This is a genomic window from Arthrobacter sp. CJL-S3 (assembly GCF_056711635.1).
In genome coordinates this window covers 1,543,322-1,566,086 of record NZ_CM160046.1, presented here as the reverse complement: position 1 = coordinate 1,566,086, position 22,765 = coordinate 1,543,322, and the positions used below count along the sequence as shown (strand labels likewise).

The window sequence follows — 22,765 nt, the reverse complement described above, 5'->3', positions numbered from 1 at the left end:
ACTGGCACGCTGGCAGCCGTACTACTCTAGTTGCTTCTTGCCTGTTGAGGGTGAATCCGTGGTGAACGGAACGCCTCGAGGCCAGCCTCCATTGTAGTCGAGTCCGGCGGGCTAGATTTTGGCCGTCTCCGCCAACTTCCTCAGCACCGCCTGTCCTTGCTGCGCATCCCAGGATGAAATGTCCTTCGGCTGGGAGACGACGAATCTCCAGACCCGTGTTCCCTCGGCCACGGCCAGAACGTGCTCCGTTGATTGGCTGAGCCGGTTGGTGGCGTAGCGTGCTTCTCCCCACAGGCCCGTCACTTCCGTGGGGGACATCATGGCCTCCCACGGGTCTGCACTCGCGCGGCTCGCCTCGTCCGGATAGGTGACTGTCTCCAGGACAACCGCGTGCGTCGTCGTGCCGGAGGTGTCGAGTGGGTAGATGCAGTTTTCGTGCCTGACGCCGGCAGGACTGACTGTCCCGGCAACTTCACCGGCCTGGATCTCCCGCGCCGCGTCGCCGAGAGCCGCCTTGATCTCTTCCGCGCTAAGAAGGGAGCAGGCCCCGACTTCGGTGGTGGGAATCAGTGAAGATCCGTCACGGGCAGTAGGGGGAACAGACGTGCTGGGGCTCGCAACGGCTGTGGATCCAGTGGACGTCGACGCCCCTGCGCTCGGCGCCGGGGCTGACCCGCTGCAGGCTGACAGTCCGAACACGAGGATCAATCCGAGACTCGCAAGCCCGGTGGTCTTAGTTGAAAACATCATCCACGACTCCCATGATGATCCGGTCTCCGGGAACGGCGCCCCGCTGGAACCTCACGACGTCTGCCTCGTTGAGGGAAATGCAACCCCAGGTGGGAACGCGGTTGGCGTGAAGGAAGATCGCAAATCCGGCGTTCATTTGGATTGTTGAATCCGGCGGACGGTTGTAGTTGATCACAACGCCTTGACGATAGTCGTGGGACGGCCGGGTTGCGTAGTACCACATGTTTTCGTCCGGGAAGATGTCAGCACTGGACTCGAAGTACTTGTTGTAGTTCGAGTTCAACCGGCCGCCCCACCGTGAGTAGGGGTTGAGTTGGAGGTAGGAGAGCGCCGTGCCGGGGTTTCCGAGGCCAAAGGCCTCGGTCACCGAAAACGAGCCCGTGGGCGAAAACTTGTTGATAGTGGGACCGGAGGCGACGCCCGGCCGGGCAAATCCGCTTTCGCCCGCATAGCCGGCGACCGTCCAATCCACCTGGTAGGCACCGTTGACCCGGACGCAGGTGGTGAACGTGACAGGTGTTGCTGGGTAGGTCTCCGCAATGGCGAAGGACACCCGCGCCGGGCCTGCGCCCAGGTAGCGTACCGCGTTGCGATTCAACGACTCGCAGTAGCCGGCCGACCGGAGGTGATACTTGACTCCCAGGCCCGCCTTCCAGGTGAACCTGCCGTACTGGAACTCCTGTGAACAAGTGCTGGAGCTTGAGCAGGACTCGGCGGTGACCGGATAGCCCAAAGATCCGGCCTCCCAGGACCTGGCCCCGTAGCTGGCGAGGATGGCTCCCCACATCGGCTGGGCGCCTCCAAAGGGTGACCAGTACACGACGCCGCCTTCGAAGCGCTGGACGCAGCCGTCATTCCTCAGGCCGCACGTCTCATCGCTGATGGCGTAGCCCAGACGCCCCGACTCCCAGTTCAAGGTCGCCCACCGGGCAGCAATTGCCGCCCACGTAGCGTGGGCTCCGGTTCCGCTGGACCAGTGAACGGCCCCGCCTTCGAAACGCTGGACACAGCCGCCGTTTTTCAATCCGCAGATCTCGTCACTGATGGGGTAGCCGAGTCGTCCGGATTCCCAGTTCAGCGCCGCCCATTTGCTGGCAATGGCCGCCCATGTTGCATAGGCTCCGGTCGCTTTGGACCAGTGAACGGCCCCGCCTTCGAAACGCTGGACACAACCGGCGTTCTTGAGTGTGCAGACCTGCTCGCTGACGGGATAGCCCAGTCGCCCGGATTCCCAGTTCAGGCCAGCCCACTTTGCGGCAATGGCCGCCGTCGTGGCGTGCGCTCCGGTCGCCGTGGACCAGTGAATGGCGCCGCCTTCGAAACGCTGAACGCAGCCGCTGTTCCGCAATTCACAAAAAACGGTGGAAGCGACGGGACCGAGCCAGCCGGTCGCGCCTCCCAGGGACACCCAGTGGGCCTCGATGGCCGACTCGCCGGCGCCGACCGCAGCCACGCCCGAGGGCAGGTCTTCGGCGGTGGCCGTGCTGGTCGGGCTGGGTTCAGCCGGCGGTGTCGGTGTGGCAGACGGTGTGGCAGCCGGCACAGCCGTGGTGGGTGCGGAGGTTGCTGTCGGCACGGAAGTCGACGGTGCAGAGGTGGCCGAAGGGGTGGGCGAAAGTGTGGGGTCCGCTCCAGGCGACGGCTGGAGGCTGGTGGCGATGGTGGGGGTGACGGCAGCTGAATCCTCAGCATGAGCCGGAACGATGGACGTCGCCGCAGCGGCCACCAGGATTGCCACCAAGGCAATCACTTTTGGAAATTTCACTAAACCACTCCCCCAATTCGAATAGTGGAAGCTGTGGTTCCACCCGGGCCGCCTTGAGCAAGCCCCACCAAATAGTAACGGGGGCAGGTATCCCGAGGGCAAGGGCACACCGGGCTCTGCCGCGGAAATCACGCAATGCAGCCGCTGCATTCTTCTTTTGTGACGCGCGCGGTGCTGTTTTGGGGTTAAATGCGGGAGAGCCCCAACCGTGTGGTTGGGGCTCTCGACCGTTTAATGATGTTCCGGCGGTGACCTACTCTCCCACACCCTCCCGGGTGCAGTACCATCGGCGCTGTGGGTCTTAGCTTCCGGGTTCGGAATGGGACCGGGCGTTTCCCCCACGCTATGACCGCCGTAACCCTTGCTCCCGTTCCCTTCACGGCCCCTGGGGGTGTGGCGGGTGGGAAAACTGTGGTGTTACAACTGTGGTGTTGTTTATTTTGTTGTGGTTTTGTTCCCTGGAGCAACGTGGCCGCGGTGGCGGGTTTGTTGTTTGGGAACCACATAGTGGACGCAAGCAGTCTTGTTATCTTTGTACTCTCTTCATGGTGTGAACGTCTTTTGAATCCGTTCACGAAGGGAGTGTGTGGTGTAAGTTATCGGCCTATTAGTACCGGTCAGCTTCACGAGTCGTTAGTCCTCGCTTCCACATCCGGCCTATCAACCCAGTGGTCTGGCTGGGGGCCTCTCACACACAAGGTGTATGGAAATCTCATCTCGAAGCGAGCTTCCCGCTTAGATGCTTTCAGCGGTTATCCCATCCGAACGTAGCTAATCAGCGGTGCACTTGGCAGTACAACTGACACACCAGAGGTTCGTCCGTCCCGGTCCTCTCGTACTAAGGACAGCCCTTCTCAAATTTCCTGCGCGCGCAGCGGATAGGGACCGAACTGTCTCACGACGTTCTAAACCCAGCTCGCGTACCGCTTTAATGGGCGAACAGCCCAACCCTTGGGACCTACTCCAGCCCCAGGATGCGACGAGCCGACATCGAGGTGCCAAACCATGCCGTCGATATGGACTCTTGGGCAAGATCAGCCTGTTATCCCCGAGGTACCTTTTATCCGTTGAGCGACGGCCATTCCACAATGTACCGCCGGATCACTAGTCCCGACTTTCGTCCCTGCTCGAGATGTCTCTCTCACAGTCAAGCTCCCTTGTGCACTTACACTCGACACCTGATTGCCAACCAGGCTGAGGGAACCTTTGGGCGCCTCCGTTACTTTTTAGGAGGCAACCGCCCCAGTTAAACTACCCATCAGGCACTGTCCCTGACCCGGATTACGGGCCGAAGTTAGATGTCCAAAGTGACCAGAGTGGTATTTCAACGATGACTCCACCCGAACTGGCGTCCGGGCTTCAACGTCTCCCACCTATCCTACACAAGCCACTCCGAACACCAATACCAAACTATAGTAAAGGTCTCGGGGTCTTTCCGTCCTGCTGCGCGTAACGAGCATCTTTACTCGTACTGCAATTTCGCCGAGTTTATGGTTGAGACAGCGGGGAAGTCGTTACTCCATTCGTGCAGGTCGGAACTTACCCGACAAGGAATTTCGCTACCTTAGGATGGTTATAGTTACCACCGCCGTTTACTGGGGCTTGAATTCTCAGCTTCGCCTTGCGGCTAACCGGTCCTCTTTAACCTTCCAGCACCGGGCAGGAGTCAGTCCGTATACATCGTCTTGCGACTTCGCACGGACCTGTGTTTTTAGTAAACAGTCGCTTCCCCTGGTCTCTGCGGCCCCTGCACGCTCCGGACAGCTTGTGTCCATCACGATGGGGGCCCCCCTTCTCCCGAAGTTACGGGGGCATTTTGCCGAGTTCCTTAACCATAATTCTCTCGATCGCCTTAGTATTCTCTACCTGATCACCTGTGTCGGTTTGGGGTACGGGCGGCTAAAACCTCGCGTCGATGCTTTTCTAGGCAGCATAGGATCACCGAATCCCCCCTTACGGGAGTCCCATCGGGTCTCAGGCATCATGAACGGCGGATTTGCCTACCGTTCGCCCTACATCCTTAGACCGGGACAACCATCGCCCGGCTCGGCTACCTTCCTGCGTCACACCTGTTAATGCGCTTGCCTCCCAGGATCAGGTCCCGCGCTCCACCAAAACCCGGGTCGCCACAAGGGCGGCCGGGCAGGTTTCGGGCGGTTAGTATCCCCTGTTCAGCATGGGCGGTTTTTCGCCGGTACGGGAATATCAACCCGTTGTCCATCGACTACGCCTGTCGGCCTCGCCTTAGGTCCCGACTTACCCAGGGCAGATTAGCTTGACCCTGGAACCCTTGATCATTCGGCGGACGGGTTTCTCACCCGTCTTTCGCTACTCATGCCTGCATTCTCACTCGTGTAGGCTCCACCGCTGGTTTACACCGCGACTTCACTGCCCACACGACGCTCCCCTACCACTCCAGACGCCTGAACCAACCCACAAGGGGCGGCTTAGCTAATATCTGAAATCCACAACTTCGGCGGTGTACTTGAGCCCCGCTACATTGTCGGCGCGGAATCACTTGACCAGTGAGCTATTACGCACTCTTTTAAGGATGGCTGCTTCTAAGCCAACCTCCTGGTTGTCTTCGCAACTCCACATCCTTTCCCACTTAGCACACGCTTAGGGGCCTTAGTTGGTGGTCTGGGCTGTTTCCCTCTCGACTATGAAGCTTATCCCCCACAGTCTCACTGCTGCGCTCTCACTTACCGGCATTCGGAGTTTGGCTGACGTCAGTAACCTTGTAGGGCCCATTAGCCATCCAGTAGCTCTACCTCCGGTAAGAAACACGCAACGCTGCACCTAAATGCATTTCGGGGAGAACCAGCTATCACGAAGTTTGATTGGCCTTTCACCCCTACCCACAGCTCATCCCCTCCATTTTCAACTGAAGTGGGTTCGGTCCTCCACGACGTCTTACCGTCGCTTCAACCTGGCCATGGGTAGATCACTTCGCTTCGGGTCTAGATCACGCCACTGCAACGCCCTATTCAGACTCGCTTTCGCTACGGCTTCCCCACACGGGTTAACCTCGCGACGTAACACTAACTCGCAGGCTCATTCTTCAAAAGGCACGCCGTCACCAGAATCAGACTGGCTCCGACGGATTGTAAGCACACGGTTTCAGGTACTGTTTCACTCCCCTCCCGGGGTACTTTTCACCTTTCCCTCACGGTACTGGTCCGCTATCGGTCATTAGGGAGTATTTAGGCTTATCAGGTGGTCCTGACAGATTCACACGGGATTTCTCGGGCCCCGTGCTACTTGGGATACTCCCCGGGCGGTACACAACATTTCGGTTACGGGGCTCACACCCTCTCTGGCCGGCCTTTCAAGACCGTTCACCTATGCCTGTACTACACACCCCACTGTCCCGGCAGAGACAGAATGGGAAGTCCCACAACCCCGACCATGCAACGCCCGCCGGCTATCACACATGGAACGGTTTAGCCTGATCCGCGTTCGCTCGCCACTACTGACGGAATCACTATTGTTTTCTCTTCCTGCGGGTACTGAGATGTTTCACTTCCCCGCGTTCCCTCCACGCACCCTATGTGTTCAGATGCGGGTCACCAGGCAGCTCGCGCCCCTGGCGGGGTTTCCCCATTCGGACACCCTGGGATCACAGTCCGGTTATCGACTCCCCCAGGCTTATCGCAGATTCCTACGTCCTTCTTCGGCTCCTAATGCCAAGGCATCCACCGTGTGCTCTTAAAAACTTGACCACAAAAGATCAATAAAACGCTATTCTTTCGAGAGAACCACAGAAACCATCACCCCACCCCTAAGGATGAGACAACAGATCCAGGTTCATATATCTTGGAAATTGCTTCTTATAAAAGATGCTCGCGTCCACTATGTAGTTCTCAAACAACAACCCCGTACCACACACCCCACACACGCATTCGTGTGTGCTCGGTGCAGCCAGGAAACCAGAAACACAAGTCCCACACCACGCCGCCCCCGCGCCGGACTCCCCCGTAAGGGAACCCGCGCAGAGCTGCGTGCCGTGGTCCTGTTGCCTCAGGACCCAACAGTGTGCCAAACACTAAACCGCCCGTTACCCTCCCAGGCACCGTTCCAGGACCACCACCCCAAAGGGGCGTGTATCCGTACTGGGTGCCGGGGAAAAACCGGCGGCCGCTATTTGCTGATATTCCACCCGTGAGCACCCGCCGCAGAACTAGCGTCTGCGCAACGGGCGTACTCCTGACAACCCCTCCACACCCGCATACACGGGGCAAGATGGTTGTAGGTGCTCCTTAGAAAGGAGGTGATCCAGCCGCACCTTCCGGTACGGCTACCTTGTTACGACTTAGTCCCAATCGCCAGTCCCACCTTCGACAGCTCCCTCCCACAAGGGGTTAGGCCACCGGCTTCGGGTGTTACCAACTTTCGTGACTTGACGGGCGGTGTGTACAAGGCCCGGGAACGTATTCACCGCAGCGTTGCTGATCTGCGATTACTAGCGACTCCGACTTCATGGGGTCGAGTTGCAGACCCCAATCCGAACTGAGACCGGCTTTTTGGGATTAGCTCCACCTCACAGTATCGCAACCCTTTGTACCGGCCATTGTAGCATGCGTGAAGCCCAAGACATAAGGGGCATGATGATTTGACGTCGTCCCCACCTTCCTCCGAGTTGACCCCGGCAGTCTCCTATGAGTCCCCGCCATAACGCGCTGGCAACATAGAACGAGGGTTGCGCTCGTTGCGGGACTTAACCCAACATCTCACGACACGAGCTGACGACAACCATGCACCACCTGTAAACCGACCGCAAGCGGGGCACCTGTTTCCAGGTGTTTCCGGTTCATGTCAAGCCTTGGTAAGGTTCTTCGCGTTGCATCGAATTAATCCGCATGCTCCGCCGCTTGTGCGGGCCCCCGTCAATTCCTTTGAGTTTTAGCCTTGCGGCCGTACTCCCCAGGCGGGGCACTTAATGCGTTAGCTACGGCGCGGAAAACGTGGAATGTCCCCCACACCTAGTGCCCAACGTTTACGGCATGGACTACCAGGGTATCTAATCCTGTTCGCTCCCCATGCTTTCGCTCCTCAGCGTCAGTTAATGCCCAGAGACCTGCCTTCGCCATCGGTGTTCCTCCTGATATCTGCGCATTTCACCGCTACACCAGGAATTCCAGTCTCCCCTACATCACTCTAGTCTGCCCGTACCCACCGCAGATCCGGAGTTGAGCCCCGGACTTTCACGGCAGACGCGACAAACCGCCTACGAGCTCTTTACGCCCAATAATTCCGGATAACGCTTGCGCCCTACGTATTACCGCGGCTGCTGGCACGTAGTTAGCCGGCGCTTCTTCTGCAGGTACCGTCACTTTCGCTTCTTCCCTACTGAAAGAGGTTTACAACCCGAAGGCCGTCATCCCTCACGCGGCGTCGCTGCATCAGGCTTTCGCCCATTGTGCAATATTCCCCACTGCTGCCTCCCGTAGGAGTCTGGGCCGTGTCTCAGTCCCAGTGTGGCCGGTCACCCTCTCAGGCCGGCTACCCGTCGTCGCCTTGGTGAGCCATTACCTCACCAACAAGCTGATAGGCCGCGAGTCCATCCAAAACCACAATAAAGCTTTCCACCCCCCACCATGCGATGAGGAGTCATATCCGGTATTAGACCCAGTTTCCCAGGCTTATCCCAGAGTTAAGGGCAGGTTACTCACGTGTTACTCACCCGTTCGCCACTAATCCCCCAGCAAGCTGGGATCATCGTTCGACTTGCATGTGTTAAGCACGCCGCCAGCGTTCATCCTGAGCCAGGATCAAACTCTCCGTTGAAGTAAAACAGACACACCATGCGCCCCCGGGAAAACGGGATGCACACAATGCACAAAATTTGAAACCAGCTGTAAAAACCAGACCACACCACGGGGTGGCAGGCCTGGTCAATTCAACCAATTCAATACAATAAATTGGTATCAACAAACTTGGCACACTATTGAGTTCTCAAACAACAGACACATTCGAAGTACTATTCGAAACAATTCAATGCAATTTAATTCATTTGTTTCGCTTTTTCTTCGCTGCGATATTTGAAGCTTATTTCATTCATATCCACTTTGCAAATCCAGATTTTCATCTAAATTCCACTCGGTGGAGCAATTGCGCCCACCAAAATGTGAAGCAATTTTTCATTCTTGCGCCGCGTGCTCCAGGGGAGCCGAAAGCGCTAGAAGAATTGCTTCTCTATTTTTGTTGGGGTTGGTCACCACTCTGCGGTGGCGACTCAGAAAACAATACACCCTCCGGCCCGACCTTGCAACTGGGTCGGGCAGGAGGGTGCAGGAGGGTGCAGGCGGCCTGCGGTGCTGTTCTAGGCGGCGGAAACTTCCACGGTCGCGAGGTTCTTCTTGCCCCGGCGCAGCAGCAGGTAGCGTCCGTGCAGCAGCTGGCCGGGCTCAATCACGGCGTCCGGATCCGCGACCTTGGCGTTGTTGACGTACGCCCCGCCCTCCCCCACGGTGCGGCGGGCGGCCGACTTGCTCTCCGACAGGCCCGTGGCGACAAGCAGCTCGATAATGCCCAGGCTGCCGGGCATCAATGGTGGCTGACGGGAGTTCGGACGTGGCCGCCTTGAGCGTTGCCTCGTCCAGGGCGCTCAGGTCGCCATTGCCGAACAGGGCGGCAGAGGCGGCGATGACTTTCTCCGTGGCTTCCACACCGTGGACGAGGGAGGTCACCTCGTAGGCGAGTTTCCGCTGTCCTTCGCGGGCGAAGGGTCGCTCGGCAACCGCGGCTTCCAGGGCCTCGATCTCGGCACGGCTCAGGAAGGTAAACACCTTCAGGCGTGCCGCCACATCGCTGTCCGCCGTGTTGAGCCAGAACTGGTAGAAGGCGTACGGGCTGCACATCTCCGGATCAAGCCAGATGGCGTTGCCCTCGCTCTTGCCGAACTTCGTGCCGTCGGAGTTCGTGATGAGGGGGGTACCCAGCGCATGGACGTGCTTGCCCTCGACCTTGCGGATGAGATCGGTGCCACTGGTGAGATTGCCCCACTGGTCCGACCCGCCGGTCTGCAGCACACAGCCGTAGTCGCGGAAGAGCTGCAGGTAGTCCATACCCTGAAGGATCTGGTAGCTGAACTCCGTGTAGCTGATTCCCTCGTCGGAATTCAGGCGGTTGGCAACAATGTCCTTTTTGATCATGGTGCCGACCCGGAAGTGCTTGCCGATCCCGCGAAGGAAGTCGATGGCGCTCAGCGGCGCGGTCCAGTCCAGGTTGTTGACCATTCTGGCCGCGTTGTCACCCTCGAAGCTGAGGAAGCGCTGGACCTGTGCCTGCAGCTTTCCAACCCATTCGGCGACCGTCTCGGGGGTGTTGAGCACGCGTTCGGCGGTCTGCCGGGGATCCCCGATCAGGCCGGTGGAGCCGCCGACCAGCCCGAGGGGCTTGTGGCCGGCCAGCTGGATCCGGCGCATCAGCAGCAGCTGGACCAGGTTGCCCAGGTGCAGGCTGGGCGCGGTGGGATCGAAGCCGCAGTAGTAGGTTGCGGGATCGCCGGCGAGGAGCTTCTCCAGCTCCGCCTCATCCGTTGAGACGTGGACCAGGCCTCGCCATTTCAGCTCCTGCCACACGTTGGCGAAGCTGGGGTCATTCTGCTGGGAACGTAGATCATTTAGCTGGGACACGGAATCTAAGTTAGCAGGATCCGGGCACCGTCAGTGCCTGTGACCGTCGGGCGGCCGGGCGCCCGACGGCGGGTCTCAGTCCTCGATGCCCGCCGGCACCCCGGCTGAGGCGATGAGCCGCAGCCGCTGGGTGGGCCGGGTCATGGCCACATACAGGTCGCCGACCCGGCCGTGCTCATGGTTGAGCATGGCAGATGGCTCCAGCACCACGACGCCGTCGAACTCCAGGCCCTTGGCCTCACGGGGGCTGATCACCACGATGTCCTGCACATAGCTGCCGGCGTCCGTGCCGACCCGGCGTCCGTAGACGGCCCGCAGCGCGGCGGTCGCCTGCGGAAGGAGCTCGCCGTCGGCAATGACGGCCAGCAGGCCGCCCTCGAGCGCGCCGAGCTCCTCCGGCAGGACCTCCACGAGCTTGCTGATGATCCCGCCGCGCTCGACGCGGTCGATCACCGGCGCCCAGCGGCCCTCGCGGACCGCCTTCGGTGCGGACACCACCAGCCCCGCCGCGTTGGCCATCCGGGCCGCCGCTTCCGCGATCTGCGAGGGCGTGCGGTAGTTGACCGTCAGTTCCTCCAGCTGCCAGCGGTCACCGAACATGGGCGCGAGGGCGCTGTGCCAGGAATTGGCGCCGGCCACGGAGCTCGTCTGGGCAATATCGCCCACGATGGTGAAGGACTTCAGCGGGCAGCGGCGGACCAGCAGGCGCCACTGCATCGGCGAGAGCTCCTGCGCCTCGTCCACCACAATGTGCCCGAACGCCCAGCTGCGGTCCGTCGTCGCGCGCTCCGCGGCGGTCAGCCGGGCTTCGCGTTCCTGGTTCTGGTCCACGAGCTCTTCCGCGGAGATCAGGACGTCCACGCCGGCTGTTTCCATGTTGACCAGCGTCTGCTTGGCATTGGCCAGGTCGCGGGCACGGTCGTGTTCCTGCTGGGCCAGTCCCCGGCCCGCGGCCGCGTCGAGTTCGCCGAGGAGTTCGGCGGCCTCGTCCAGCAGCGGCACGTCCGCCTCGGTCCACGGAGCGTCGGCGGGCCGGAGCAGCAGTTCACGCTCGGCCGGGGTGAGGTGCGGGGTGCAGGCGGCCAGGATCGCCGGCTTACTCAGGAGTTCACCGATGAGCTTCTCCGGCGTCATCGGCATCCAGCACAGGTTCAGGGCGATGCGGACGTCCCGCGCGGAGCGGACGTCCTCGGCCAGATAGGAGCGGTCGGCGTTGTTGCCGATGCTGCCGGCTTCCACGAGTTCCGTCATCTGCTCGGTCAGTTCGCGCAGCAGGATCTTGACGAACGAGACGCGGGCCTCGTTGTGCGGCTTGCCGGTCGACCGGGCCCGGTCCCTGGCCCGGCGGACCTGCCGGGGAGTGAGCAGAAGTTTGCGCCCGTCGACTTCGAGGACGCGGTTCTCCGCAGGGATCCGCTGCCGGTTGGCCACGGCGTTCGCCACGACCTCGGCCATGTCGAGCCGGCCCTTGATCGCCGCAACCGCGGAATCGGGTTCGGCGATGGCGTGGATGCCCGGCATCAGGCGCCCTACGCTCGCCATCACGACGCCGGTCTCGCCCAGCGACGGCAGGACGCGCTCGATGTACTTCATGAACGACGACGACGGGCCCACCAGCAGGACGCCGGCAGTCTTGAGCCGGTCACGGTGGGTGTAGAGCAGGTAGGCGGCGCGGTGCAGCGCGACGGCGGTCTTGCCGGTCCCGGGTCCGCCCTGGACCACAAGGGCGCCGGAAATCGACGAACGGATGATCCGGTCCTGCTCGGACTGGATCGTCCCGACGATGTCCGACATCCGTCCGGTCCGTTTGGAGTTCAGGGCCGCGAGCAGGGCGCCCTCGCCCTGGAGGGACTCGTTGTCGGCCAGCAGGTCGGCGTCGAGGACGTCATCCTCGATCGCTTTGACCTCGCGGCCCTGCAGGATCAGGTGGCGGCGGCGGCGCACACCCTGCCGGTCGAACGCGGTGGCCTGGTAGAAGTGCCCGGCCTCGGGCGCGCGCCAGTCCAGCATGAGGCGCTGGAGGTCATCGGTGGTCAGGCCGATACGTCCGATGTACTGGGCCTCGCCGGAGTCGAGGTCGAGGCGGCCGAACACGAGCCGGTCGTCGACGGCGTCGAGCTGCGCCAGGCGGTCCTCGTACAGCGCGGCGAACGCGTCCCGCTCGGAGACATTCTGCATGGTGCCCACCGCACCGGCACGCCGTACCTGCGCCAGCTGGGCGCGCTTTTCCGCCCGCAGCTCATCCAGCCGGGCGTAAAGTCCGGCCACGTAGTCGCGTTCATGGGCCAAATCAGCGTCGTGCATCGAACGTTCCCCTATCGAAAAAGACAGACCAACCATTCTACAACCATTTCGGTCTCCCCACCGGCACATGTCCGTTTTGTGCAGGAAGTCTACCGAGGCGCGCGGAATCGTCCACTCTTCCCGGCGGTGATTCGCCGGCGGCCCGGGGCGGGCGGGGCGGGCCGGGGCTGGCGGGGCGGGCCGGGGCTGGCGGGGGGCTACAGGCGCAGCAGGGAGCTGACCCGGTGGCCGTCCAGGGCCGAGCGCCCGCCGAGTTCGCCGAGTTCCATGACCACGCCCACGCCCGCCACCTCGATGCCGCAGCGTTCGAACAGCCGCACGGCGGCGCCGAGCGTGCCGCCCGTGGCGAGGACGTCGTCGAGGATCAGGACGCGGCTGCCGGGCGCGAGGTCCGTGGTGTGCAGTTCCAGGGTGGCGTTGCCGTATTCGAGCGCATAGTCCTCGGAGACCACCTCGCGCGGCAGCTTGCCGGCCTTGCGGACGGTGATGACGCCGGTGCCGGTGGCGTAGGCCGCCGCGGCAGCCAGCAGGAAACCGCGGGCTTCCACCCCGGCGACGGCGTCGAACTGGCCCTCGAACGGCTCCACCAGGGCGTTCACGACAGCCTTCAGCGCGGCACCGTCGGCGAAGACCGGGGTCAGGTCCTTGAAGATGATTCCGGGCTTGGGGTAGTCCGGGATCGTTGCGCACAGGCTGCTGATCAGCTCATCCACCGGTGCGGTGGTCTCATTCCGGGTCATCGTGGTCTGGTGGTGCTCGCTTTGATTCACCCATCAACCTTACTGGCTGGTGCCGCGGCGCTGGCCGGGCCCGCGGCGCTGGCCGGGCTTGCGTCGCTTGCCGGAGCTTCATCGCCCGCGTCTCCGGTTGGAGCTTCGTCGCCAGCCGGCTTGGCCGGTGACCGCAGGAGCCCGTGCGCGAGTCCGTAGCTGACGACGTCGAGCGCCTTGCTGAGCGCATGCTCCGCGTCGAACCGCCGGGCCGCCGCCGCTCCCAGGCGGTCGCGGTCCTTCGCCCACTCGGAACGGCGGAACCGGTCAGCGTCGCCGTGCAGGAGCCGTCCGTAGAGAACGTCCTCGAAAAGCTCACGACCGTCGTCCCGGGCCGGTCCGGGCACCTCATGCTGCCGGCCCTGGACCATCTCGGCGGTGAACAGTTCCGCCACCGCCTCCGTCCCCTCCTCGAGCCTGCGGTCTTCCGTGTAATTGCACAGGCGGAGCGCCCTCACCACCAGCTTGAGGGACACGTGTTCATCCCGCACGATGAACTTCCGCAGCAGGGCCGCCCGGAAGAGCTCCACCCACTGCCGCCGCTCCGCCTCGGGGGAATCCGCCGGCACCGGCCCGTCAGCGGGCCTGAACAGCTCGACCATCCGGAAATAGTCGGCGGCCAGCTGCACAAAGATCTCGAGCCGCTCGAGCTCGCTGTGCGGTTTCCCGCGCTTGCCCTCGCCCATCCGAAGCCGTCCTCCCCCGCCGCCGATCCCAGGTAAACCTCAGAACCACCAAACCACCAGAACCACCACGTCCGCCCGGCTAGGCCGTCCGCACCTTCGCCGCCTTATAGCGGGAGACGGTCGGATCCCCGCTCAGCCAGAAGCGCCAGGGGTAGTCGTGGGTGCCGCCGGCGCCGGAGACGCCGACGCGCGGTCCGGCGCTGACGTCCACAGCCTGCAGGGCGGGGAGTTCCAGTCCGAACGGGGCCTGGAGGGCGTCCCTGCCGCTGTCCGCCGTCGTGATTCCGAGCGACGTGGCGAGCCGGGCCGGGCCGCTCGCCAGGTCCTTGGGGGATTTCGACGCCGGCCGCCGGCTGAGGGCGAGCTGCTCGCCGGCGACAATCTCACCGGCCCGCAGCAGCACGGCGGAGGCGACGCCGGCCGGCCCGCACACGATGTTGGCGCAGTGATGCATGCCGTAGGTGAAGTAGACGTACAGGTGGCCGGCCGGGCCGAACATCGGGGCGTTGCGCGCGGTCGCGCCGCGGAAGGTGTGCGAGCCGGGGTCAGGATGCGGCGAGTCATGCGGGCCCAGATAGGCCTCCACCTCCGTGATCCGCACGGACACCGGGCCGTCGTTCCCCTCATGCGTCAGCACCGCGCCGAGCAGCAGGGGCGCCACCTGCCGGGCGTCCTGGGACAGGAGCTCCCGGAGTGCGTCGGCGGGCGGCCCGCCGGCACGGAGTCCTCGGCCCGGCGCACGGAGTGGAGGCGTCAACGTCATGCTCCGACTTTAACAAACGGCACCCACCACCCTCCACAGCCGTGTCCGATTTCCGCTAGCAGCTGTTCCCGGAAGCTGGCAGGATGAACCCATGGACTTCTGGCAGCGCTACCGGGCAATCGATGCCCGGGACACCCGGTTCGACGGGCAGTTCTACACCGCTGTCCGCACCACGGGCATCTACTGCCGGCCCTCCTGCCCGGCCCGGACCCCCAAGGCGGGGAATGTCACGTTCTACGAAACGTCCGCCGCCGCGCACGACGCCGGGTACCGGGCCTGCAAGCGCTGCCTGCCCGAGGCAGTCCCCGGCACGCCGGCCTGGAACGTGAGCTCCGACATTGCGGGACGCGCGATGCGGCTCATCAACGACGGTGTGATCAACCGCGACGGCGTGGAGGGGCTGGCCGCCCGGCTGGGCTACTCCTCGCGGCAGCTCAACCGGATCCTGAGCCACGAACTCGGCGCGGGACCGCTGTCGCTGGCCCGGGCCGGCCGGGCCCAGACCGCCCGCACGCTGCTCGTCTCCACGTCCATGAAAGTCGCCGACATTGCCTTCGCCGCCGGCTTCAGCAGCGTGCGGCAGTTCAACGAGACCATCGGCGAGGTCTTCGCCATGACACCCTCGGCGCTGCGGGCCACGGCCCGGCACCACCGTCCGTCGGGTCCGGCCGCCCAGTCGACGACGGCCCTGACGCTGAATCTGCCGTACCGCGAGCCGTTCGACCCGGGCGTCTTCGACTTCCTCGCGGTCCGGTCCATCCCCGGCGTCGAGGAAGGTTCGTCCACGTCCTACGCCCGAACCCTGCGCCTGGCCCACGGCGACGCCCGCTTCCGGGTGGACTACGACGCCGGCTCGCCGGGCCGCCCGCTCGTGCTGACCATCGGCGCCGTCGACCTGCGGGACCTGCCGCCCCTGCTCAGCAGGGTCCGCCGGCTGCTGGACCTCGACGCCGACCCGGTCGCCATCGACGGTGCGCTGGGGTCCGACCCGCGGCTCTCAGCCAGCGTCGCCGCGACGCCCGGGATACGGATGCCGGGCGCCGTCGACCCGCAGGAGCTGTTGGTCCGGGCCATGATCGGCCAGCAGATCACCGTCGCCGCAGCCCGTACCGCCCTCACCCAACTGTCCGCGGCCGGCAGCGAGAGCCTGGTCCCGGCGGACGGCCTGCACCGGCTGTTCCCGACGGCGGAGCAGATCGCGGGGCACGGTTTCGAACTGCTCCGCGGGCCGCAGCGCCGCATCGATTCCGTCCGCGCCGCCGCTGCGGCGATGGCCTCGGGCGGGCTCGACTTCGGCTACGGCGACGACCTGCCCGGGCTGGAATCCAAACTGCTCCCGCTCGCCGGTGTGGGTCCGTGGACGGTCGGTTATGTGGCGATGCGCGTGATCGGCGCCCCGGATGTCTTCCTGGCCAACGACGCAGCGGTGCGCAATGGCATCCGCTCACTCGCCCGGGCGACGGTCGGCGCGCCGGCGAGCCCCGAGGGACCCCTGAGTCCTGATTTCCGTGAGCTCAGCCCCTGGCGCTCGTACGCCACGATGCACCTCTGGCGCGCTGCAGCGGCAGCCCAGGCCGCGGCGCGCAGGCCGTCCCCGGCTGCGCCCCACACACCACCAAAGGCTCCAATAAACACTCCAGTGCAGGTTTCACCGCAGACTTCGAAGGAAGCGATCCAATGAAAGCCCAGTTGTTGACCATGTCCACCCCGGACGGTCCGTTCACCATCATTGCCCGCGAGGGGACCGTGCTGGCCTCGGGGTGGACTGCCGTTCCCGGCGAGCTGACCGGCCAGATCCATCCGGCGCTGCTCCCCGCGGAGTACGAGACGGTCACGGGTCTCGGCGGCATCTCGGCGGCGGTGGAGGATTTCTATGCCGGGAACCCCGGACCAGCCATGGCGGTTCCGGTGCTGCAGAAGTCCGGTCCGTTCCGGGGCCACGCGTGGGATGTCCTCCGGACGGTCGCGCCGGGTCACCCCCTGACCTACACCGAGTACGCGGAGCTGTCCGGCAACGTCAAAGCCGTGCGCGCCGCGGCCAGTGCCTGCGCCTTCAACGCGGCAGCGCTGTTCGTCCCCTGCCACCGTGTGATCCGCACCGACGGGAGCCTGGGCGGCTTCCGCTGGGGGCTGGTCATCAAGGAAAGCCTGCTGGACCGGGAACGCCGGCAGGCCGCCGCCGTGGCATAGCACCAGCCGCACACCGCCGAGGTGAGACCTTGCGCCCATGTCGCGGCGGATCATGGGCGTCAAATGTCACCTCGGCGTGAGTGGCAGGAGGCAAGACCCGGGGCGGGTGCTACGGGGTGACGGGCACTCCGGCCGGCCAGGGCAGCAGCGCGGGGAGGTCGACGCCGTCGGCCGCCGCGGTGGCGCGCAGGCTGCCGAGGGTCGGGGTCCGTCCCGCGAGCCAGGCCGCGATATCGGTGAGCATCCCGTTGATGGCGGTCGAGCGGCCGCCGGGGGTACCGATCGACACGGCCGGCAGGCCGAGCGGCTGGAGCACGAACCGCTGTCCTTCCGGCACCCGTGCGCCAAGGAAATCGAAGAGATGTTCGCAGAACGGCCGGCTCCAGGTTTCCGGCCCGCGGCCCGTGCCGAGGTCGGTGGCATGGATGACGAGCTCGCGCCAGAGCGCCAGTCCGCCGTCGAATACGACTCCCCCGCGGAAGCTGATGGGCGCCTGCCAGCCGTCGTCGTCCAGCGCGCCAAAGGCCTGCAGTGACCGGTCCAGGGCGGCGTCCACATCGGCCCGGTGTTCGGCGATCGTGTGTCCGGCAGCCATTTCGATGGCGCGGGTCCGGCCCTCGTAGCCGCCGTCGTAGAGTTCGATGCTGTCGCCCCGGGCGGCGTATTCCAGCTGGCGGGCCATCGCATTGGCGATCCCGCAGATGTGGGCCAGCACGTGGCCGCGCGTCCAGCCCGGCAGTTCCGAGGGGGCCTTGACGTCCTCGTCGGAGAAGGTGGCGGTGATTCCAGCCACGACTCCGGCGGCGCGGCGGAGTTCGTCCAGGAGTTTTTCCGGGGTGATGGTGGTCATGGCGATCATCCTAATACGAAGTCATTTCAACACCGGATAAATGCCGATTAACTGAAAGACTCCGGACCAAAGCGGTGGCGCAGGTGCCGGCGGTCGTGCCGCGCCTGCCAGAACTCGATTTCCCGGGGCCTCAGGGCGTACAGCTGCCAGTCCGGGTTGTCGCTGCCGTCCGCGCCGGGCCGCGCGTGCCAGTCCGCAGCCGAAGCCTCGGCGGACAGCTCCACGACGTCCCCGGCCACGCGGACCTGCCGGCCCTGCCGCTGCCAGAAGAAGTTCAGGGCGGCGTGCGGGTTGGCCGCGAGTTCGTGCCCTTTGCGCGATGCCCGGGAGGTCGCGAAGTGCCAGCCGTCGGCGTCGATGTCCTTGAGGATCAGCATCCGGGAGGACGGCCGCCCGAGCTCATCCGCCGTGGCCAGGCTGCAGGCGTTGGGCTGCGGGACACCGGCGGCCAGTGCCTCCTCGAGCCAGAGCCGGAAGAGTTCGGCAGGGTCAGCGGGGGCGGCGTCCGGGTCGAAGTCCGGAAGCAGCTCGGGGAAATCGGGCAGGGCGCGCAGCAGCTGGCGGAACGTTTCGCTCATGTCGCAATGCTAGCGGGGAGGTTCCAGCGGCAAACGCAGAACGCCCCCTCAGTTATTGCGTGAAAATCGGCAACGCTCCCTCACTTTCTTGGCGAAAGTGAGGGAGCGTCGGCCTAAACCCTGCAGTAACTGCGGGAGGGTCTGTGGTGGCTACCCCGCGTAGCCGCGGACGGCGGCGAGCTCGTCCTCGAGGGCGAGCAGCTGGCGCTCGACGGCGGCCGGTGCGGTGCCGCCCTGGGAGTTCCGGCTGTTCAGCGAGCCTTCGGTGCTGAGGACCGTGCGGACCTCCGGCGTCAGGTGCTCGGAGATGGCGGCGTATTCCTCGTCCGTGAGGTCCCAGAGTTCGACGCCGCGGCTTTCGGCCTGCTTGACCGCGGAGCCGGAGAGCTCGTGCGCCTCGCGGAACGGAACGCCCTGGCGGACCAGCCATTCGGCGATGTCCGTGGCCAGCGCGAAGCCCTGCGGCGCCAGTGCCTCCATCCGTTCGGTGTTGAACGTCAGGGTCGCGATCATGCCGGAGACTGCCGGGAGCAGGACCTCCAGCGTGTCGGCGGCGTCGAAGACCGGTTCCTTGTCCTCCTGCAGGTCGCGGTTGTACGCGAGCGGCAGTCCCTTCAGGGTGGCCAACAGCCCGGTCAGGTTGCCGATCAGCCGGCCGGCCTTGCCGCGGGCCAGTTCCGCCACGTCCGGGTTCTTCTTCTGCGGCATGATCGAGGAGCCGGTGGAGTAGGAATCGTGCAGGGTGACGAAGGAGAACTCCTTGGTGGCCCACAGGATGACTTCCTCCGACACGCGGGAGAGGTCCACGCCGATCATGGCCGTGATCCACGCGAACTCGGCGAAGACGTCGCGGGAGGCGGTGCCGTCGATCGAGTTGTGCGTGGCGGAGAAGAAGCCCAGGTCCGCGGCCACGGCCTCCGGGTCCAGGCCCAGGGAGGAACCCGCGAGGGCGCCGGAGCCGTAGGGCGAGACGCCGGCGCGCTTGTCCCAGTCCGCGAGCCGCTGCACATCGCGCAGCAGCGCCCAGGCGTGGGCCAGCAGGTGGTGGCTGAGCAGCACCGGCTGGGCGTGCTGCAGGTGGGTGCGCCCGGGCATGGCCACGCCCCGGTGCGCCTTGGCCTGCTCCACCAGGGCATCGATCGTGGCGAGCACGCCGCGGGCGATGATCCGTGCGTGGTCGCGCAGGAACATCCTCCCCAGCGTGGCCACCTGGTCGTTGCGGGACCGGCCCGCGCGGAGCTTGCCGCCGAGCTGGGTGCCGGCGCGCTCGATCAGTCCGCGCTCCAGCGAGCCGTGCACGTCCTCATCGGACTCCGCCGGCAGGTAGGCGCCGGAGGCGACGTCCTCGTCCAGCCGGCCGAGGGCGTCCAGCATGCCCTCGAGCTCGGCGTCGTCGAGCAGGCCGGCCTTGTGCAGCACGCGGGCGTGCGCCTTGGACCCGGCGATGTCGTAGCGGGCCAGCCGCCAGTCAAAGTGCGTGGACTTGCTCAGCGCGGCGAGGGCGTCCGCGGGGCCGCCAGCGAACCGGCCGCCCCACAGCGCACCGGTGTTGGTCGCTTCAGACTTGGTGGTCTCCGACTCAGCCACGGGGGCTACTGCCCTGCGACGCGGAGGTCACGGCTGGAGGCCACCTTGGCGGACATGCCCCACAGCTCGATGAAGCCGCGCGCCATCGACTGGTCGAAGGTGTCACCGGTGTCGTAGGTGGCGAGGTCGAAGTCGTAGAGCGAGGTCCCGGAGCGGCGTCCATTGACGATCGCCTGGCCGCCGTGCAGGGTCATCCGGATGTCGCCGGTGACGTAGCGCTGGGTGTCCTCGATGAAGGCGTCGAGGGAGCGCTTGAGCGGCGAGAACCACTGGCCGTCGTAGACCAGCTCGGACCAGCGCTGGCCGACGGTGGCCTTGAAGCGGGCCTGCTCGCGCTCGACCGTGATGTCCTCGAGGTGCTTGTGCGCGGTGATCAGCGCCATCGCGCCCGGGGCCTCGTAGATTTCGCGGGACTTGATGCCGACGAGGCGGTCCTCGACGACGTCGATCCGGCCGACGCCCTGGGCGCCGGCGCGGCGGTTGAGTTCCTTGATGGCCTGCAGCGGGGTGACCTTGACGCCGTCGATCGCGACCGGGATGCCGGCCTCGAAGGAGATGATGACCTCATCGGGTGCCGGCGGGAATTCCGGGGTGGCGGTGTAGTCGTAGATGTCCTTGGTGGGGGCGTTCCAGATGTCCTCGAGGTAGCCGGTTTCGACGGCGCGGCCCCAGACGTTCTGGTCGATCGAGTACGGGTTCTTCTTGGTGGTCTCGATCGGCAGTCCCTTTTCCTCGGCGAAGGCGATGGCCTTGTCGCGGGTCAGGGCGAGGTCGCGGACGGGGGCGATGCACTTCAGGTCCGGCCCGAGGGTCTGGATGCCGACTTCGAAGCGGACCTGGTCGTTGCCCTTGCCGGTGCAGCCGTGGGCCACCGTGGTGGCGCCGAATTCGCGGGCGGCCTTGACGAGGTGCTTGACGATCACCGGCCGCGAGATCGCGGAGACCAGCGGGTAGTGGCCCTGGTAGAGGGCGTTGGCCTTCAGCGCGGGCATGCAGTACTCGTTGGCGAACTCGTCGCTCGCGTCGGCCACGTAGGCCTCGACGGCGCCGCAGCCCAGGGCACGCTGGCGGATCGTCTCCAGCGACTCGCCGCCCTGTCCGACGTCGACCGCCACGGCGATAACCTCGGCGCCGGTCGCTTCACCGATCCAGCCGATGGCTACGGAAGTATCCAGGCCACCGGAGTAGGCCAGCACAATACGCTCAGTCACTTGAAATGCTCCTTAGTTGTTTGGGGAAAATGTCGGGGGAAAAGCTTGTCTACTGAAAGCCTGTCACATCCCTGTGGCAGGCCCAATCTGCAGGCCGGGTGCGGTCAGCCGGTGCCGGCTTCCTCGGCGAGCTGCAGGAACCGGGCGGCCACGTCGGCGCCGCCGAGCGGGTCCCGGGTGACCAGCAGCACGGTGTCGTCGCCCGCGATGGTGCCCAGGATCGAGGGCATCACGGAGTGGTCGATCGCGAGGGCCAGGAAGTTGGCCGCGCCCGGCGGCGTCCGGAGCACCACGATGTTCGCGGACGCTTCGGCGGTGACCAGCAGCTCGGCGCAGAGCCGGGCCAGCCGCGCGTCGAGGATCTCCTGGGTGACGCCGCTCTTGGCCGCGCGTTCACCGCCCTCCCCGGGCACCGCGTAGACGAGCACGCCGTCCTTGCCACGCACCCGCACCGCGCCGAGCTCCACCAGGTCCCGGGACAGGGTGGCCTGGGTGACCTGGACGCCGTCGTCGGCGAGCAGCGCCGCCAGTTCGGCCTGCGAGCGGACCGACTCACCGGTGAGGATCGCGGTGATCCGCGCCTGCCGGGCCGTCTTGGTGGCCGGGCTGGCCCCCGGCGAGGCGGGCTGGACGGACACTATCCGAGAACCTTCGGTGTCTGCGTCCGGTTCGGCGCCAGCCCCTCGACCACGGCCAGGCCGGAGCGGTGCATCAGCCACGCCATCAGTGCCTTCTGGGCGTGCAGCCGGTTCTCGGCCTCGTCCCAGACGACGGACTGCGGGCCGTCGATCACGGCCGCGGCGATCTCGTAGCCGCGGTAGGCGGGCAGGCAGTGGAGCACGACGGCGTCCGGCGCCGCGAGCTTCATCGCCGCCTCGTCCACGGCGTAGCCGCGGAACAGCTGCAGCCGGGCCTCCTTCTCGTCCTCCTGGCCCATCGACACCCAGGTGTCGGTGGCGACGACGTCGGCACCGAGCAGCGCCTCGGCGGCGTCCACGGTGACGAGCACCGAGCCGCCGGTCTCCGCCGCACGGTCTTCGGCCGCGGCGATGATGGCCGGGGACGGCAGGTAGCCGTCCGGGCCGGCGATGCGGACATGCATGCCGGCGGTGACGCCGGCCAGCAGGTAGGAGTTGGCCATGTTGTTGGCGGAGTCGCCGAGGTAGCTCATGGTCAGGCCCGCCAGGTCGCCCTTGTGTTCCTTGACGGTCAGGAGGTCCGCGAGGAGCTGGCAGGGGTGGTAGTCGTCGCACAGGGCGTTGATGACCGGTACCCGGGAGTTCGCGGCCATGGCCACGAGCCCGGAGTGGGCGCCGGTGCGCCAGACGATGGTGGAGACCATGCGCTCGAGGACCTTCGCGGTGTCCTCGACGGATTCCTTGTGGCCGATCTGCGCCTCGCCCGGGTTGATGATCAGCGCGTTGCCGCCCATGTCGGCGACGCCGGCGGCGAAGGACACCCGTGTCCGGGTGGAGGTCTTGTCGAAGATCACGGCGACGGTCCGGCGCCCGCTGCCCTCCGCGGCGAAGGGCTGCACGCTGTAGGGGGCGGCCTTCATCCGGACGGCGAGGTCCAGGACCTCGGCCTGCTCGGCCGGGGTGAGGTCCGTGTCCTTGAGGAAGTGGCGGGTCCGGCTTTTGGAAGTCACGGTAGAAGTCACGGTCGAAATGTCAG

14 protein-coding genes, 3 rRNA genes and 1 pseudogene are annotated in these 22,765 nt (G+C 65.2%); 2 read left to right on the top strand and 16 right to left on the bottom strand.

Annotation, left to right across the window (positions count from 1 at the left end):
- Positions 1-111 precede the first annotated feature (111 nt).
- The 10 genes and pseudogenes from AC06G6_RS07010 to AC06G6_RS06965 form a co-directional block, all read right to left on the bottom strand.
- Positions 112-750, bottom strand: coding sequence for a hypothetical protein (locus AC06G6_RS07010; RefSeq protein WP_479827609.1), 639 nt, complete (start codon positions 748-750; stop codon positions 112-114).
- Complete coding sequence (locus AC06G6_RS07005) at positions 734-2,515, bottom strand: hypothetical protein (RefSeq protein WP_479827607.1); 1,782 nt, start codon at positions 2,513-2,515, stop codon at positions 734-736. Before AC06G6_RS07005 ends, AC06G6_RS07010 begins: the two co-directional genes overlap by 17 nt.
- A 240-nt stretch (positions 2,516-2,755) precedes the next feature.
- Positions 2,756-2,872: ribosomal RNA gene (gene rrf, locus AC06G6_RS07000) — 5S ribosomal RNA — on the bottom strand.
- 229 nt (positions 2,873-3,101) lie between these two features.
- Positions 3,102-6,237 (bottom strand): 23S ribosomal RNA (locus AC06G6_RS06995).
- A 541-nt stretch (positions 6,238-6,778) separates the two neighbouring features.
- Positions 6,779-8,302 (bottom strand): 16S ribosomal RNA (locus AC06G6_RS06990).
- Together the 16S, 23S and 5S rRNA genes form the textbook arrangement of a ribosomal RNA operon.
- Before the next feature lie 535 nt (positions 8,303-8,837).
- Positions 8,838-10,152 (bottom strand): annotated as a pseudogene (gene tyrS / locus AC06G6_RS06985) (tyrosine--tRNA ligase).
- 75 nt (positions 10,153-10,227) lie between these two features.
- On the bottom strand, positions 10,228-12,456 hold the full coding sequence (locus tag AC06G6_RS06980) for a HelD family protein (RefSeq protein ID WP_479827605.1): 2,229 nt from the start codon (positions 12,454-12,456) through the stop codon (positions 10,228-10,230).
- Positions 12,457-12,653: 197 nt separating this feature from the next.
- Positions 12,654-13,196 (bottom strand): adenine phosphoribosyltransferase, encoded by a 543-nt coding sequence (locus AC06G6_RS06975; RefSeq protein ID WP_479828570.1) that lies wholly within the window; start codon positions 13,194-13,196, stop codon positions 12,654-12,656.
- Positions 13,197-13,222: 26 nt separating this feature from the next.
- On the bottom strand, positions 13,223-13,912 hold the full coding sequence (locus tag AC06G6_RS06970) for a hypothetical protein (RefSeq protein WP_479827603.1): 690 nt from the start codon (positions 13,910-13,912) through the stop codon (positions 13,223-13,225).
- Positions 13,913-13,991: 79 nt separating this feature from the next.
- Complete coding sequence (locus AC06G6_RS06965; RefSeq protein ID WP_479827601.1) at positions 13,992-14,675, bottom strand: DNA-3-methyladenine glycosylase; 684 nt, start codon at positions 14,673-14,675, stop codon at positions 13,992-13,994.
- A gap of 91 nt (positions 14,676-14,766) precedes the next feature.
- On the opposite strand from AC06G6_RS06965, the gene AC06G6_RS06960 reads away from it, so the two are divergent.
- Positions 14,767-16,356: an AlkA N-terminal domain-containing protein gene (locus tag AC06G6_RS06960; protein WP_479827599.1), complete on the top strand. Its 1,590-nt coding sequence runs from the start codon at positions 14,767-14,769 to the stop codon at positions 16,354-16,356.
- Positions 16,353-16,865, top strand: a complete 513-nt coding sequence (locus AC06G6_RS06955) for a methylated-DNA--[protein]-cysteine S-methyltransferase (protein WP_479827597.1) — start codon at positions 16,353-16,355, stop codon at positions 16,863-16,865. Before AC06G6_RS06960 ends, AC06G6_RS06955 begins: the two co-directional genes overlap by 4 nt.
- A gap of 109 nt (positions 16,866-16,974) precedes the next feature.
- Here AC06G6_RS06955 and AC06G6_RS06950 read toward each other — a convergent pair whose 3' ends face one another.
- The 6 genes from AC06G6_RS06950 to argF form a co-directional block, all read right to left on the bottom strand.
- On the bottom strand, positions 16,975-17,715 hold the full coding sequence (locus AC06G6_RS06950; protein ID WP_479827595.1) for a maleylpyruvate isomerase family mycothiol-dependent enzyme: 741 nt from the start codon (positions 17,713-17,715) through the stop codon (positions 16,975-16,977).
- 47 nt (positions 17,716-17,762) lie between these two features.
- Entirely contained in the window at positions 17,763-18,293 is a 531-nt protein-coding gene (locus AC06G6_RS06945; protein WP_479827593.1) for a pyridoxine/pyridoxamine 5'-phosphate oxidase, read from the bottom strand.
- A gap of 150 nt (positions 18,294-18,443) precedes the next feature.
- Positions 18,444-19,880, bottom strand: a complete 1,437-nt coding sequence (argH, locus tag AC06G6_RS06940) for an argininosuccinate lyase (RefSeq protein WP_479827591.1) — start codon at positions 19,878-19,880, stop codon at positions 18,444-18,446.
- Positions 19,881-19,885: 5 nt separating this feature from the next.
- Entirely contained in the window at positions 19,886-21,091 is a 1,206-nt protein-coding gene (locus tag AC06G6_RS06935; RefSeq protein WP_479827589.1) for an argininosuccinate synthase, read from the bottom strand.
- A 104-nt stretch (positions 21,092-21,195) separates the two neighbouring features.
- Complete coding sequence (locus AC06G6_RS06930) at positions 21,196-21,729, bottom strand: arginine repressor (protein ID WP_479827587.1); 534 nt, start codon at positions 21,727-21,729, stop codon at positions 21,196-21,198.
- Complete coding sequence (gene argF, locus AC06G6_RS06925) at positions 21,729-22,739, bottom strand: ornithine carbamoyltransferase (protein ID WP_479827585.1); 1,011 nt, start codon at positions 22,737-22,739, stop codon at positions 21,729-21,731. The genes AC06G6_RS06930 and argF overlap by 1 nt, the downstream gene beginning before the upstream one ends.
- Positions 22,740-22,765 lie beyond the last annotated feature (26 nt).